Source organism: Shewanella sp. Shew256, assembly GCF_002196695.1.
GTDB lineage: Bacteria > Pseudomonadota > Gammaproteobacteria > Enterobacterales > Shewanellaceae > Shewanella > Shewanella mangrovisoli.
The window spans coordinates 90,117-103,820 of the sequence record NZ_NAJR01000008.1 but is presented as its reverse complement, the minus strand read 5'-3'; the positions used below and the strand labels follow the sequence as shown (position 1 = coordinate 103,820).

The 13,704-nt window shown below is 48.5% G+C and carries 13 protein-coding genes; 5 read left to right on the top strand and 8 right to left on the bottom strand.

Features of this window, described 5'->3' with window-relative positions:
- Positions 1-81 precede the first annotated feature (81 nt).
- From B5P39_RS15500 to B5P39_RS25000, 5 genes are all read left to right on the top strand, one after another.
- A complete protein-coding gene (locus B5P39_RS15500) occupies positions 82-1,536 on the top strand; it encodes a methyl-accepting chemotaxis protein (protein WP_088212161.1) in 1,455 nt (484 codons plus the stop codon).
- A 397-nt stretch (positions 1,537-1,933) separates the two neighbouring features.
- Positions 1,934-2,341 (top strand): hypothetical protein, encoded by a 408-nt coding sequence (locus B5P39_RS15495; RefSeq protein ID WP_088212160.1) that lies wholly within the window; start codon positions 1,934-1,936, stop codon positions 2,339-2,341.
- A 213-nt stretch (positions 2,342-2,554) separates the two neighbouring features.
- The gene (locus B5P39_RS15490) at positions 2,555-3,097 is read left to right on the top strand and encodes a GNAT family N-acetyltransferase (protein ID WP_088212159.1); all 543 of its coding nucleotides are present in this window, start codon (positions 2,555-2,557) and stop codon (positions 3,095-3,097) included.
- Positions 3,098-3,225: 128 nt separating this feature from the next.
- On the top strand, positions 3,226-3,657 hold the full coding sequence (locus tag B5P39_RS15485) for a nuclear transport factor 2 family protein (protein ID WP_088212158.1): 432 nt from the start codon (positions 3,226-3,228) through the stop codon (positions 3,655-3,657).
- A gap of 71 nt (positions 3,658-3,728) precedes the next feature.
- On the top strand, positions 3,729-3,854 hold the full coding sequence (locus B5P39_RS25000; RefSeq protein ID WP_254915796.1) for a hypothetical protein: 126 nt from the start codon (positions 3,729-3,731) through the stop codon (positions 3,852-3,854).
- Between the two features lie 40 nt (positions 3,855-3,894).
- Here B5P39_RS25000 and xthA read toward each other — a convergent pair whose 3' ends face one another.
- The 8 genes from xthA to B5P39_RS15445 form a co-directional block, all read right to left on the bottom strand.
- Entirely contained in the window at positions 3,895-4,707 is an 813-nt protein-coding gene (gene xthA, locus B5P39_RS15480) for an exodeoxyribonuclease III (RefSeq protein ID WP_088212157.1), read from the bottom strand.
- Entirely contained in the window at positions 4,707-5,006 is a 300-nt protein-coding gene (locus tag B5P39_RS15475) for a YciI family protein (RefSeq protein ID WP_011072939.1), read from the bottom strand. Before B5P39_RS15475 ends, xthA begins: the two co-directional genes overlap by 1 nt.
- Positions 5,006-5,551, bottom strand: a complete 546-nt coding sequence (locus B5P39_RS15470) for a septation protein A (protein WP_011716559.1) — start codon at positions 5,549-5,551, stop codon at positions 5,006-5,008. Before B5P39_RS15470 ends, B5P39_RS15475 begins: the two co-directional genes overlap by 1 nt.
- A gap of 163 nt (positions 5,552-5,714) precedes the next feature.
- Positions 5,715-6,734, bottom strand: coding sequence for a siderophore-iron reductase FhuF (fhuF, locus tag B5P39_RS15465; RefSeq protein ID WP_088212156.1), 1,020 nt, complete (start codon positions 6,732-6,734; stop codon positions 5,715-5,717).
- Between the two features lie 88 nt (positions 6,735-6,822).
- Positions 6,823-9,036 carry a TonB-dependent siderophore receptor gene (locus tag B5P39_RS15460; RefSeq protein ID WP_176399963.1) on the bottom strand — a complete coding sequence of 738 codons (2,214 nt, stop codon included), beginning with the start codon at positions 9,034-9,036 and terminating at the stop codon, positions 6,823-6,825.
- A gap of 84 nt (positions 9,037-9,120) precedes the next feature.
- Positions 9,121-11,016: an IucA/IucC family protein gene (locus B5P39_RS15455; RefSeq protein WP_088212155.1), complete on the bottom strand. Its 1,896-nt coding sequence runs from the start codon at positions 11,014-11,016 to the stop codon at positions 9,121-9,123.
- Positions 11,013-11,669: a GNAT family N-acetyltransferase gene (locus tag B5P39_RS15450; RefSeq protein ID WP_088212154.1), complete on the bottom strand. Its 657-nt coding sequence runs from the start codon at positions 11,667-11,669 to the stop codon at positions 11,013-11,015. The genes B5P39_RS15455 and B5P39_RS15450 overlap by 4 nt, the downstream gene beginning before the upstream one ends.
- Positions 11,669-13,159, bottom strand: coding sequence for a lysine N(6)-hydroxylase/L-ornithine N(5)-oxygenase family protein (locus tag B5P39_RS15445; protein WP_088212153.1), 1,491 nt, complete (start codon positions 13,157-13,159; stop codon positions 11,669-11,671). Before B5P39_RS15445 ends, B5P39_RS15450 begins: the two co-directional genes overlap by 1 nt.
- Positions 13,160-13,704: the final 545 nt, after the last annotated feature.

Sequence of the window (13,704 nt, the reverse complement as noted above, 5' to 3'; positions counted from 1 at the left end):
TGCGGTAAAAAAGTGATGGAATAGATGAGCTATAATGCTGATTTAGTACCCGATAGCCTTTAGGTCTTAGGAAATATCAAGATGAAACAAATCCAGTTTCGCACCATTGATGCCATATTGATCAAATTCAGTCTCAACGGAAAGTTTTGGGTTGTCTGTTCTATGGTGGCGCTGATCACCGCTGCCGTTGCACTCGTCAATTACCAACATGCTCACCGCAACCTTGAAGCCGCTTCTTTGGCTCGGGTGCAGGCGACCGTCGAAGCCTTTGCCCAAGTCGCGAATGCGCAAAAGTTGCAGGGTGATGCCCTGTCACAGTTTGCCCGTGATAATGGTTTAAGTGTTGTCACTCGCCAAGCAGAGGCGCAGCGCCAAAGGGATAATGTAACCGCCAGTGCCAGCGTGGGAGCAGGCGGCGCACTCGAGCTGTCGCAAAATGTTGCTCAATGGGAAAGCGAGGGCCGCAGCGATGCCAACTTAATGTTTTGGCTCGCGTTAATCGGTTTATTGCCCTTATTCCAACTCAGTTATTGGATTTCAACTTCCCTCGGCGGTGGTTTGTGGGATATGTACATGGCCATCAAACGCTTAGCCGATGGCGACTTAAGTTTCAGATTAAACTTTTTCGGCACCGATGACTTCAGCTTAATCGCCCGCGAAATTGACCGCTGCGCCGATAACATGAGTGAAATGGTGAGCGCTATCCGCAGCAATGCGCAGACGCTCTCCCTCGCCGCCGATGAGTTTAATCAGCAGGCCAAAAGCAGTGGCCAGTTAATTGGTGCCCAGCATCAATTTTTAGACTCAGTTGCCGTGGCCATGGCGCAGATGACTTCGGCGATTGAAGAAGTGTCGGTCAATGCCAGCAACACCTCGCTCCAGACCAAAGATAACGCCAGCCAAATGAGTGCCAGCCAAGGACGTATTAGCCACACGGTGGACAGTATCGGGCAGCTCTCAACCAAGATTGGCGCGGCATTTTCATCGGTAGAACAGTTATCTAAGGATGCGGCGGGTATCGATGCTGTGGTGACAACCATCAACAGTATTTCTGAGCAGACCAATTTGCTGGCGCTGAATGCGGCGATTGAAGCTGCCCGTGCGGGTGAGCAAGGCCGCGGTTTTGCGGTGGTTGCCGATGAAGTCCGTACCTTAGCAGGACGTACTCAACAAGCGACAGTTGAGATCCAAGCGATGATCGAAGGATTGCAATCGGGCACTCGTCAGCTCTCCAATATCACCACTGAGATTGTGGATCGCGCCGATGAAGGCCGTAGCGCCATTATTGCCGTGGGCGACGATGTCGAGGGGATGGCGCAATCGGTTAATGCCGTATTCGATATGAGCAGCCAGATTGCCGCATCGGCGGAAGAGCAGAGCGTCGCCGCCCGAGATATCGCCGGTCAGCTTAATGAGATCCGTCATCAATCCGATACCATTAAACAAACGGCGCAGCGCAGTGTCACCCTAGCGCATGATTTGCAACATGCCTCGGTTGAACTTGAAGGGATCCTTAAGCAGTACCGCACTAGCTAAGCCTCGGCTTTTATGGATTGGTTCTCATTAGTATAAAAGCGAAACGGTGGTTCGCTGGCGAGGCTTAGTCGCCAAATCCAAATATTCAAATTCAAATGGCGGTTGCATCTAATGCAGTCGCCATTTTTTATGCTTATTTACATCCGATATCGTTATTGCCTTTGCTGCGACACGCCAAAGTTAACCAAGGCCTTACAGACTTTCATTTAACCGCTTAGCATTGAAACTACAACTTGGTTTAAATTCAACTCATTGTTACTAAAAGGTAAAAACGTCATCAGTCTAAAGCGTGACTTTGGTTTCATTATCAAAATACCGTTGGAGAGGAGCTGAAACTGGGGTAGGTTATCAGCCCTATATGCCCCTGTGATTAGGGGCGAAGGGATGAGAGTAACATATGCAAAGGGTTGAGAGAGCCGCCTGCGTGGTTAAAGAGGCACTTGATGGCTACCGAGAGGAATTTGATGGCTTGGTGAGAGAATATGCGAATTTCTCCTATACCCAAGGGGAAGCTTACTGCGATTTTTTTGTTGATATAGCATCTATGATGAATGGTTCATGGCTATTAACGGCCGAGCTTGAGTCCGACACGATTGCTAATTTTAAATCCTTCGACTGGTACCGTATCTTGGCCATTGATGAAGCGCATACGCCAGAAGATGAATTGATCACATTATTACAGACGGCCTATAAAATCGGCTATCTCTGGTTAATAAAACGTTTGTCATTACTAAAACAGCAAATAGAGATGATTGAAATCCGGCTGTATCACAATGGCAGTCTTGATTATCAAGCTTTGAATTAGCGGGATGAGGTTGATTTGCCAAGCTCAATATCTGCCTTTTAAAAGTGATTTAGTTATGTCTCCTTTAGCCGACTATTGCCTACTGTCGCAAAAGTCTAATGGCCTTATTTCACTATCTATTCGGTAGCTATGTTTTTGATAAACTAAATAAATCTCTTTGCATATAGTGACTCCGTGTGCATTTCCAACTTAAACAGTAAATGGATAGCTTTAATGTTAGGAATAAAAATTGAAACAGAGCGTTTAGTTCTTAGAGCATTTAATGAAGATGACTCGACAGCATTATTTGACATTTTTTCCGATCCTGAGGTGATGAAATATTGGAATACTCCCCCTTGGAAAACATTCGATGATGCCGCTGCATTTATAAATAATAGTTCCGACTCCATGTGTGATTCCCGCGGAATGACATTAGGGGTTTATAAAAAACATAGTGGCGAACTGCTAGGTAAAGTGATGCTCTTTAATTATGACAAAGAGTCAAAGCGAGCTGAAATTGGATTTGGAATAAGCCCCAAATATTGGGGAAAAGGCATCGTTTCCGAGGCTGGGACAGCATTAATTAAATTTGCATTCAATACATTAGGTTTGCGTCGAATTGAAGCCGAGATTGACCCAGAGAATGTTTCTTCTGCCAAGGTGTTGGAGCGTATGGGGTTTATCAAAGAAGGTCATCTAAGGCAGCGCTGGGAGGTGAGTAGCATTATCTCGGATTCTGCTCTTTATGGGCTACTTGCTGAAGATTTAAGAGCCTAAGGGCAACTGATTTGAACAAGTGGTTAATGTCAGAAATATCCGTGGTTTGACTCTATATTGTCATGGACTCTTTAGTGCCCCTCTAGATGGAATTTTGTTTAAAAATCAGTATATATACAGGAAAAATGATGGAAAAGGATGCATTAGTTAAGCTTGCCATTGAATACTTTAAGAAAGTTGATGCGGGTGATGCGAGTTACTTAGATTTATTTAGCGAAGAGGTCGACTTTTTCTTCCCCAAATTTGGACGCGCTATGGGTAAGGACAGCTTAGTTGAGTTTGGCAATCGCATCGGCAGTTCACTTAGCAGTATTTGGCATGATATCGACGGTTTTAACATCACTGTTTCTGGCAATAAAGTTATCGTTGAAGGGCAAGAAGGTGGGGTCATGAGTGATGGCACCGTTTGGCCAGACAACAAGATTTCAACTGGTCGTTTTTGCAGTGTTTTTGAGTTTACTGACCATCTTATTAGCCGCATGTACGTGTACGTCGACCCTGACTTCCCAAGCCTCGATGTAGCGAGGATCTCTGTATTGTCAGGTCAGCAACAGGCCTAATGAGTAGCATTGTGTAGGTGAGCAGTACGTTAAACCCTCATCGAGAACAAGTCATCGCAATGGAGTATGTAGTGACAACGAGAACGGAATTACTCAATACATTAAACGCGTTATCGGCGGCTGATCCAGATCATTATCCGGCAGTGACATTAGATGGGTACTTTATTGGACTCTATAACAAAAAAACATCGGCCTAGGCCGATGTTTTATATCGATTAAAGAATTCACTCGAGCGAGTTAGGCTTCTTTAAAGGTGCTCCAAATTGGCGCGTGATCTGAGGGTTTATCGATGCCGCGCAGATCGTAATCGACGTCGGATTCGACTAAACGAGCAGCCAGTGACGGCGTGGCTAAGATCACATCGATGCGTAGGCCACGGTTATCATCGAAGCCTTTGCTGCGGTAATCGAACCATGAATAACGCTCGCTGCGGTCGGGGTGCAGTTGACGGAAGGTATCCACCAATCCCCAATCCTGCAGGGTTTTGAGCCATTCACGCTCTTCGGGTTGGAAGCTGCATTTACCGGTTTTTAGCCAACGTTTGCGGTTGACTTCACCGATGCCGATATCCAAATCTATGGGCGAAATATTGATATCCCCAATGATGGCGATATCTTCGTCGTTGCTATGATTTGCGTGCAAATGCGCCATTAAGTCCTGATAAAACTTACGCTTAGCAGGATACTTTGTCGGATGGTCAATGCTTTCGCCCTGAGGGAAATAACCATTCAGTACAGTTAGCGGTCGGCCATTGGCCTGAGCAAAGGTGCCGATAATCATGCGGCGCTGGGCATCTTCTTCATCGGTTGCAAACCCCTTTTGCACCTTAATTGGGGCGGCTTTGGAGAGCATGGCTACGCCATAGTGTGCCTTGCCACCGTGGTAATGCACGTGATAGCCCATGGCTTCGACTTCGGCGAGCGGGAAGGCTTCATCGTGCACTTTGGTTTCTTGCAGGCCGATAATGTCGGGCTGATGGCTGTCGATTAACGCTTGCAATTGATGCAGGCGAGAACGCAATCCATTGATATTGAAAGAAACGATTTTCATTAAGGGAGAACTCGTTTAAAGGGTTTAACCACAACGCTTTGATATACGCCCGCCGCGAAGTAAGGATCGGCATCAGCCCAGGCTTGAGCCGTGGCTAACGAATCGAAATCCGCAACCACTAATGAGCCGCTAAAACCCGCATCGCCTGGGTTTTCGCTATCGATAGCGGGGTGTGGACCCGCAACCAGCAAACGACCTTCATCGGCCAGTTCCTGTAAGCGAGCTAAATGCGCAGGGCGCGCCGCTAAACGTTTTTCTAAGCTGTTCTCAACATCCTGAGCTGAAATCATATACCACATTATTTGAGTTCCTTGCGTTGATCTTCGGGAAGATGTTTATAAAGGTAAAAGACGGTGATAACGGTATTTATCAGGGTTAAGGCGGTGAGGCCAAACACTTTAAAGTTCACCCAAGTTTCTAACGGCAGTCTAAAGGCGACATAGATATTGACTAGGCCACAGATGGCAAAAAAGCTCACCCAGTACCAAGTTACGTGTGCCCAAATCTTATCGGCCACCTTCATCTCTTTACCCAACATGGACTTTAAAATCGACTTGTTGAGTAGCTGGCTCACGCCAAGAGCTAGGGCAAATAAAGCATAAATAATAGTGACTTTCCACTTGATAAAGGCATCGTCATGGAACACTAAGGTGAGTGTGCCAAACACTGTCACCATAGCGAAGGTAATTAGGTGCATCTTCTCCAATTTTTTGTACAGCGCATAGGTCACGACTAATTGCAGTGCGGTGGCTGCGATTAAGGCGCCACTGGCGATATAAATATCGAAAAATTTATAGACGGCAAAAAAGATAATGAGGGGCAGAAAATCAAGCAGTTGTTTCATAAATAATCGTGTTAAGAAGACGTGGGCTTGAGTGTAGCACGGGGGGCTAGAGGGAAAAAGCCGTGAAAGGTGACCGATTGCTAACTGTTGCATTAAAGCGGCGGCAACGGCTGTTGCAATCCACCATGTAGCCCTTATAAGTAAGAGTGCCTGACCGATAAGGCTAAGCTTGCGCGGCACGTTTTGCTTGGGCGCGCGTGGCTAACGGGCAATCACCGCAGCGATGACTGTTGGTGAGTTGATACCTTAAGCAGCATACGCGGCGAATATTGTCAGCGTGAGGTGCTGAGTCGGGCAGCAGATTAATGCTGTTATAGAGTGGATTAGCCTCGCCATCTTCAAAGGATTTTGTGTTAAATAGCAGCGCCTTAAGGCGCTCAAATTCAATTTCTGGCAATGCCATTTCGCCTAAATACCAGTGAATAAGGTAGCCTAAATGGCTCCAATACAGCTTGGTGGGTGTTGGGCTTAAACCGGTTAATCGCTCAACACTAGGGACTAGATGGCTTTGAATCCACTTTATAAGTCGTTCGCGGTGGGGCGTTAAGACCGTGGTTTTAACTCTGGCGGCTTTATCCCGAGGAGTGGGAGTTAATTGAAACTCAAAACCTGCGACTCTGCCCGAATCGTGGGGCCTAAGGTAAAAATGCTCAGGCGCTATCTCAATTTGCTCAATCTGCTCAAGGGTGCTTGCGAGCGAGTGCGGCGCGTTAATAATCCATTCCAGCATAGGCGGCACTAACAGACCGAAATACCACTGCCCCCAGAGCGAGTGCAGGGCTTTGGAATTATGGCTATGGCTGAGCAATATCTGCTCGGGATTATTTTCTAATGGGCTGGAAGATGTGGTTTTTCCCAAAGGAGGGTAGGTCTTGGCAAAATCCAGTAATAGCTGCTGATACACGGCTGACTGACTCCAAGCATCAAAACTGAGTCCTTGGGGCTTAGTGGTAGCCACAAAGTGCTGTGCATAAAAAGGGGCGCGCAGCGCCAGTTGTTGATTAAACTCCTGGGCTACTTGCGTTAAATCTATTTGGCTCTTTGTTAAACCGAGTGCTGTTTGCTTGGCACTCGCAGTGTTTAAACTTTGCGAGCATTTGCTATGGCAGTGCTTGGTAGCACTCGGTTTAGTCTTACTGGAAAGCTTGACTAAGGCAGGGACTGATTCTCCTTGGCGCGCCATAATCACTCCTTAGGCTTGAATTGATTAAACTGCGGTGAGTCTACTCACCGCAGTTTTCATTGATGAACAACTGGTTAACGACAGCCTGTTAGAAGCGATAATCCAAATTCACGCTCATGCTGCGTGGGGCGCCGTATTGGAACTGGCTATATTGACCCACTTGGCTGTAATAGGTTTTATCTAAGGCGTTGTGCAAATTGGCGCTTAGCTTTAGCTGCTCGGTAAAGGCATAACTTGCCATTAAGCTGGCTAACGCGTAGGAGTCTTGCTCAACCTCGACTCTGCCTAAGGGCGAGTTCACGGTTTGATAGACTCGGCTTTGCCAATTGACCCCAGCGCCAAGCTGCAACTTGTTCCAATCGCCGCTAAAGGTATAAGTGGTAAAGAGTTTTAGCTGCTGGCGAGGGGTGGTGGTGTTGAGGCGATTGCCCTTAGGATCGTCGGTGCTGAATTGGGTGTAGCCGAAGTAGATATTCCAGTCATCGGTGATTTTGCCTGTGGATTCAAACTCAAAACCTTGGGTCTTCGTACCGTTAACCTCTCGATACACAGGAATAGTGGTGCCCGGCAACACATCACCAGTGCGTTCGCCAACATTATCTTGGCGAATTTCAAATACCGACAACGACATATCTAAGCTTTCATCCATCAAGCTGGCCTTAATGCCCGCCTCGTAGTTTTTGCCTTTGACGGGGTCGATGTAACTGGCATCGATGCGCTGCAAGGTTTGCGGCGCAAAAATATCCGTATAACTGGCGTAAAGGGAGTATTGCTCTCCGAGTGCGTAGGTCAGGCCAAAATAAGTGGTGAGCTCATTGTCGACCTTAAAATCATACTTGCTGCCAAAGTTATCTTGGTCGGTTTGCCACTGGTTCAGGCGCAGCCCCGCAAGCAATGCCAAGGCATCGGTCAGATTAAGCTGCGTGGCCACATAGGCGGCGCTTTGTTCGGTTTCGCCGAAGGATCCCGTGGTGTGAGTCTCCTTCCACTGAGGTTTTGGATACTGGAAGTTAGGATCGCGAAAATCCCCTAAGGGCGGTACGGCGGCCGTAGGATAATAGTAAGGGTTGGCAAACTCTTGGCGCTGACCCGTCCAACCAAAGGTGAGTTGGTGCTCTTGGCCAAACAGGGCAAACATTCCCTGTGCCCGTAAGTCGAGGTTATGTTGGGTACGGCTACCGTCGACATAGGCGATTGAGCCTGCGGTTGCGCCTATGTTTGTTACCGGATCGGGATAGCCTGTAGCCCAGAGTACATCGTATTTCAGTGCGTTATCGCCGTAACTGTAGGTGCCTTTTAGCTCCCAACCGTTATCAAAACGATGTTCAAGGCTGGCGAAGATATTGAGCCCTTGGGTATGCGCCGAGGCCCAATCGGGGGCGGTGGAGGTAGCGCGATCGTAATTTGTACGGCTGCCATCACTGTGGAACAGCGGCAGACCGCCGGACATTGTGCCTTCGGGGGTGGTGTCTTGATAATCCACTCCTAAAGTCAGCAGTGTGCTGGCGGTAATATCGGCTTCAACAATGCCATAGAGGGTGGTGCGTTGCTGCTCGTATCTGTCTTGGAAGGATTCTTTATCCTGATAGGCGGCGACAACACGGCCACGAATGCTACCACTGTCATTTAAGCCGCTGGATAAATCCACCATACCGCGCAGATTGTTCCATGAGCCGATACTCACTGAGGTGCTGCCCATAAATTCTTGTGTCGGGCGTTTACGAATAAGGTTAATCGCGGCCGAGGGATTACCCGCACCCGTCATTAACCCTGTGGCGCCACGGACAATTTCCACCCGCTCGTAGATGGCGGTATCGATAAGGTTATCGCCGTAGTTAAAACGGGTGTCATAGGTGGTGGGAACGCCATCATAAAGAATGCTAGTGACCGCAATCCCCCGCGAGCTGATGCTGTATCTGTCGTTGTCCATCGGCCGAGCATTGATGCCGGCCACGCTGGTCATGGCGTCGATCACGCTGTTTAGTTGTTGATCGTGCATCATTTGGCTAGTCACTGAGGTGACGGATTGCGGCGTCTCTAAATAGGACAAATCTAAGCCCGTTGCCGTATTCATCGCCTGGGTTTTGTAGCGCTTATCGTGGAGATCCTTAGCGCCAACGACATTAATGATTTCAATGTCTTTGGTGGATTTTTTCTGGGTGCCGCTGGCATCGGCATAAGCATAGGGCATGCTGAGTATGGCAGAGCAGAGGATAAGCTCAGGGCGGGTGATGGCGAGTTGGCAGTGCGCCGCGAGGCGGTTGAGGGGGAAGGTTTTCATAATAATGATCTTAAATTCCATTTAGGCTGTTTGATTGACTAGGTTGTTTTTGGGCACAGACGCGTGCCCAGAGTGGGCGCGGGCCCACTCAAGGTTAAAAGTGATTTAGGGGTTGGGTTTTAGCTTCTGATTTGCTGAGCCAAAGGCATGGCTTTGCCTAAAGGCGGCCAGCGGATTAACAATTTCGCCCGCAAAGCGCAGATTTTTTTCCCTGTCGGCAAGGTCAATCATCTGCTGGTTGTTATTAAGCTGAATGCGATTCAGGCAAGTGCGAACGAAGCTGTCTTTAAAGAGATCGTATTGTGCAAATTTGTCCGCCAACTGCGGATGCTGCGCTTGATAGTCGCGCACATTGTCTGCCACCAACTCCCAAAATTGCGTTTCGCTGACCTCGGTTTGCTTATCCAGAATGGGCGCTAAATAACGGAAAATACAGTCGAAAATATCGAGCAATATATAGTTGAGCTTCATCTCTTCCTCAAGCTCGACCGCAAGGCGCTGCACCTCTTGCGGCAGTGGCTCGCTACCGTTGAGTACTGCGACTTCTTCGCCGATATCCTTCATCAAAATTTTGACAGGGATGCCAGCATCGAGCACTAAAATCAGGTTCTCGCCATGAGGCATAAACACCAGATTGTAGGCAAAGAAGGCGTGCAATAGCGGTGATAAGTAGAGGTTGAGATAGCGCTTGACCCACTCCTTGGCGCTTAAGCCCGAGTGCGCGATTAAGGCGGCAAGCAGGGCTTGCTCCTGATGATCGACGTGTAATAGCGTCGCCATGGTCATCAGGGTTTGCTGCGGCTCAATATGCGGCAACGGACTCTCGCGCCACAGCGCCGACAGCATTTTCTTATAGGCGCTATCTTGGGTGAGTGCTTCTTCGTAATACCTGTGGTGATAACCGATTGCGGCGATTTCTTTTAGGATCACAAAACCTTGCTCGGCAAAATAGCTGTCGCTTTCGATAAGCTTGGCCACCCAAGCGTTGATCTGCGGGGTGCAGCTCATATACAGCGGCGAAAGCCCGCGCATAAAGCCCATGTTTAGGATAGAAAGCGCGGTTTTGACGTAGCATTTTTGCGGCGCAGTTAAGTTAAAGAAGGTGCGGATAGATTGTTGAACTTGGTAGCAATCTTGGCTTTCGCCGAGGTAAATAATGTCGCCACGGGCGATTTCGCCAGCAAAAGTGCGGGCAATTTTTTCGCGCCACTGCCAAGGATGAACGGGCATAAAATAAAAGCTATCGGCCGCTTGTCCCTTTGCGCTTAAGTGTTGTTGAAACTCGGTGAACTGTTCGCCAAGCTCCTGTTTTAACAAGCTATCATGGTCCAATCCTTCGAGGGCGGAGAAGGTGGTTTTGTCCTTACGCACCGCAATCCACACTAGCTTAAGCGCGCTGGCACTCTCGGGAGCAAATTGGTCATAGTCCTGCATATCAAAACCAATGCGGCCATTATTGGCGATAAACACTGGGTGCCCCTCGGTCATGCCCGCCTCAATCGTTTGATAGTCGGCTTTAGCGAGTGTTGCGACGGGGATGGCTTGATGGGCCAACTTGTAAGCCTTGCTGTAGAGGGTACTGGTGATTTCTTCAAGGTAAGTGGGCAGCAGAGTTTCACTCATGCCTAAGGCATCTTTCAGTTTGATAATCAAACTCATGGCATCGAGTGGCTTGTCTTGGCCCGCGCTGCTGACCCGAATCGACCCGGTTTCTATCTCAAGGTGGTCGAGCTGATAATGGCGCGCACTGAAGTAATAGGTGCAGTCCTTGAGCCTCAGTTCATAGTGATTGATACCTGCCGCTTGGCGGTAAATTTGTGGGGTGATGATCTTCTCATGGGTAAATTCGCAGAGAATTTTTTTCACCAAATGGCGATTGGCCGCCAGCCAATATTCCGGTATTAAGTGGGCGGGAACATGCGTGTGGGCAGCGGCCTCCAGAGCGGGGAATTCGGCTTGAGTGAATGGCTTAAGTAATGTGCGGTTAGTGGCTAAGTTCATCGGGTTACCTGCAAAGTGATAGGGTTAACTGCGGTTGCATGGGTTACTTGAGTTGCAGTGCGTTGCATAAAAGGGGCGCTGGTTTTTTGCGCTAATTGGCGACTCTGGGCGCTACAAAAACCGAGGAATGCGGCTTTGCTGCGCAGTTGAATGGCTTTTTGGTAGCGGATCCCAACTTGGCTGTTTAAGCGGTGGATTTTGTGATTTTGCTGATCCGGCTCGACAACCATTCGTTTAAAGGCAAGCTTTTCGAGAATGAGCTCAGCAATAGCCTGCATCACTTGACCGGACAAGCCATGAACAGGCTTACCCTCAAGCGGCGCGAGGATGAGGTGCATACCGCAATCGAGTCGCTCCACGGCATAGTGCTCACCCACTTCATCCTGGGCGGGATCGTACAACTCCACCATAAACAGCGGTTTGGCTTGCCATTCACCTATTAGCGCAACCTTGTGCTCGCTTGGCGCCAACGCCTCAGCAAGTGCATCGAGACTCATGCCCTGCATACCCCAAAAGCGGGCATAGTCTTGGTTAAACCAGCTCTGCAACATAGCGAGGTGTTGCGGGAGATTGAGCGGTTTAAACACAAACTCATCAATCACAATGGGTGTTGAGAGTGAGGCCGCACAGTGGCGACTCCAATGTCTGGCCATTACTGCGCCTCCTTGTGGGGTGCCATCAACACCGACACACTGCCGCCCGAAGGACTTATCCGCAGCGCAGTTTGTGGTTCAAGGCCGCGATGCTGCGCAGGTTGCACCGCCGAAGATATAGTCTTGCTTGGTGTGGCTGTTATGGCTGAATGGGTGCTGCTTGTGGGTTGGTTTTGCTGCGCGCGGATTTTGCTGGGATCGAAGGTTTGGAAGGCGATACTGTCTTCAATCGGATAGGGTGCGTAACCTAAAACCGCTTGCAGAATCGTCGCATTGCGGTAGCAGCCCATGCCCAGATCCGGTGAGCTGATGCCATGGGTATGCAGGCCCGCATTTTGGATAAAAATATCGCCTCTGATATCGATGCCATAATCCCGCTGAATGGCGAGTTGGCCGCGATCATCAAATTCAATTTGTGATTTAATTCCTTGAATAAATTCGGGTAAACGATATTGATAGCCAGTGCCTAACACTACGGCGCCCGTCTGTTGCTCGAGGGCATATTCCTGTTCGAGATGGTTGAATTTGAGGGTTAGCTTGTCGCCCGAGGTCTCTATCTTATCGAGTGCCACATTGGTCAGCAGTTGGCATTGGATATCGCTGACTAAGCGTTTTTGGTAAAGCAGGTCATAAATATCGTTGATTAACTCGGCATTGATCCCCTTGTAGAGAGATTTTTGATTTGCAATCAAGCGGTTGCGTTTCTCTGGCGTCAGTTCGTGGAAGTAATCCACATAATCTGGCGAAGTCATTTCTAGGGTGAGTTTGGTGTATTCCAGCGGATAGAAGCGTGGCGAGCGGGTCATCCAATTTAATTGATAACCATAGGTATCAATATCTTGCAGCAGATCGTAAAAGATTTCCGCCGCGCTTTGACCACTGCCGATCACGGTAATGGCGCTTTGGCTCTGCAGGTAAGTTTTCTGCTGCATATAGCTGGCGCTGTGCATCACGCGGGGATCGTGCATCGGGCAATTGTCTGGCACGTAGGGCGTGGTGCCCGTGCCGAGCACCAGTTTACGGCACAAATAGGTTTGGGGCTGGCCGCTGCGTCTATCAACCCCCGTAACATGGTAGATACCTTCACCGGCGTTGTAATCTAATTGGGTGACCTTAAAACCGAATCTCAGATTGGAGAGTTGCTTGCTAACCCATTGACAATACTGGTTATACTCATTCCGTGGCAGGAAAAAGTTTTCACGGATATAAAAGGGATACAGCCTGCCAGTTTGCTTGGCAAAATTCAGGTAACTATAGCGACTTGTGGGATCGGCCATGGTCACTAAGTCGGACATAAACGGCGTTTGCAGCCGAGAGGCGCTGAGCAGCATGCCGGGGTGCCAGTCAAACTCGGTTTTGGCATCTAAAAACAAACAGCTAAAGCCATCGATGGGTTCACTCAGGGCGGCCAATCCGAGATTGAACGGACCTATGCCGATACCGAGTAGATCGAAAATCCTGCGATCGTTTTCCTTTTTTGGGGTAGTCACTTACGCCTCCTTAAGTTCCAGCTGCCAACCGAAACTGTGGTTGTCATCATCGGCTGATGGGCAAGCCAGGAGTGGTTCTCTCTATCTCAGCCGAGTGAGTCATTCCCTTATCTTGCGGATCAGGATCGGTTCCATGTGTTGCGCATAAGCTGAGGATTACTGCCTCAGCGCAACGGCGAATAAATTAGCATTCTAAAAATTACAAATGCAAATCATTATCATTTGCAGGTTGTCGAAGGAGTCGTACTTTTGACTGGGAAATAAAGGGCTGAAATACGGTTTGTTAGCGAGGGAATTGCCGTAGCAAAAATGGTGTAAAACTTATGCTTAAGGTGATGTTTTAAAAATTATTTAAAATAAAACAGTTAATTATATTTGAGTTGAATAGGGATTTATTTCGGACTGATGGGATTGGAGGACGCAGGCTTAAGCAACGAAAGTGTGAGCCAATCTTGAGTGTAAATCGACTGTAAATCCGAGAGCTTGACTAGGTTATTAGATGATTTAGGGGTAAAGCGAGGAAAAACATAAAAGCCATTTTAGAA

Coding starts and splice junctions, on each gene's coding strand:
- B5P39_RS15500 (WP_088212161.1), top strand. CDS start 82: ATGAAACAAATCCAGTTTCGCACCATTGATGCCATATTGATCAAATTC.
- B5P39_RS15495 (WP_088212160.1), top strand. CDS start 1,934: ATGCAAAGGGTTGAGAGAGCCGCCTGCGTGGTTAAAGAGGCACTTGAT.
- B5P39_RS15490 (WP_088212159.1), top strand. CDS start 2,555: ATGTTAGGAATAAAAATTGAAACAGAGCGTTTAGTTCTTAGAGCATTT.
- B5P39_RS15485 (WP_088212158.1), top strand. CDS start 3,226: ATGGAAAAGGATGCATTAGTTAAGCTTGCCATTGAATACTTTAAGAAA.
- xthA (WP_088212157.1), bottom strand. CDS start 4,707: ATGAAAATCGTTTCTTTCAATATCAATGGATTGCGTTCTCGCCTGCAT.
- B5P39_RS15475 (WP_011072939.1), bottom strand. CDS start 5,006: ATGTGGTATATGATTTCAGCTCAGGATGTTGAGAACAGCTTAGAAAAA.
- B5P39_RS15470 (WP_011716559.1), bottom strand. CDS start 5,551: ATGAAACAACTGCTTGATTTTCTGCCCCTCATTATCTTTTTTGCCGTC.
- fhuF (WP_088212156.1), bottom strand. CDS start 6,734: ATGGCGCGCCAAGGAGAATCAGTCCCTGCCTTAGTCAAGCTTTCCAGT.
- B5P39_RS15460 (WP_176399963.1), bottom strand. CDS start 9,036: ATGGAATTTAAGATCATTATTATGAAAACCTTCCCCCTCAACCGCCTC.
- B5P39_RS15455 (WP_088212155.1), bottom strand. CDS start 11,016: ATGAACTTAGCCACTAACCGCACATTACTTAAGCCATTCACTCAAGCC.
- B5P39_RS15450 (WP_088212154.1), bottom strand. CDS start 11,669: ATGGCCAGACATTGGAGTCGCCACTGTGCGGCCTCACTCTCAACACCC.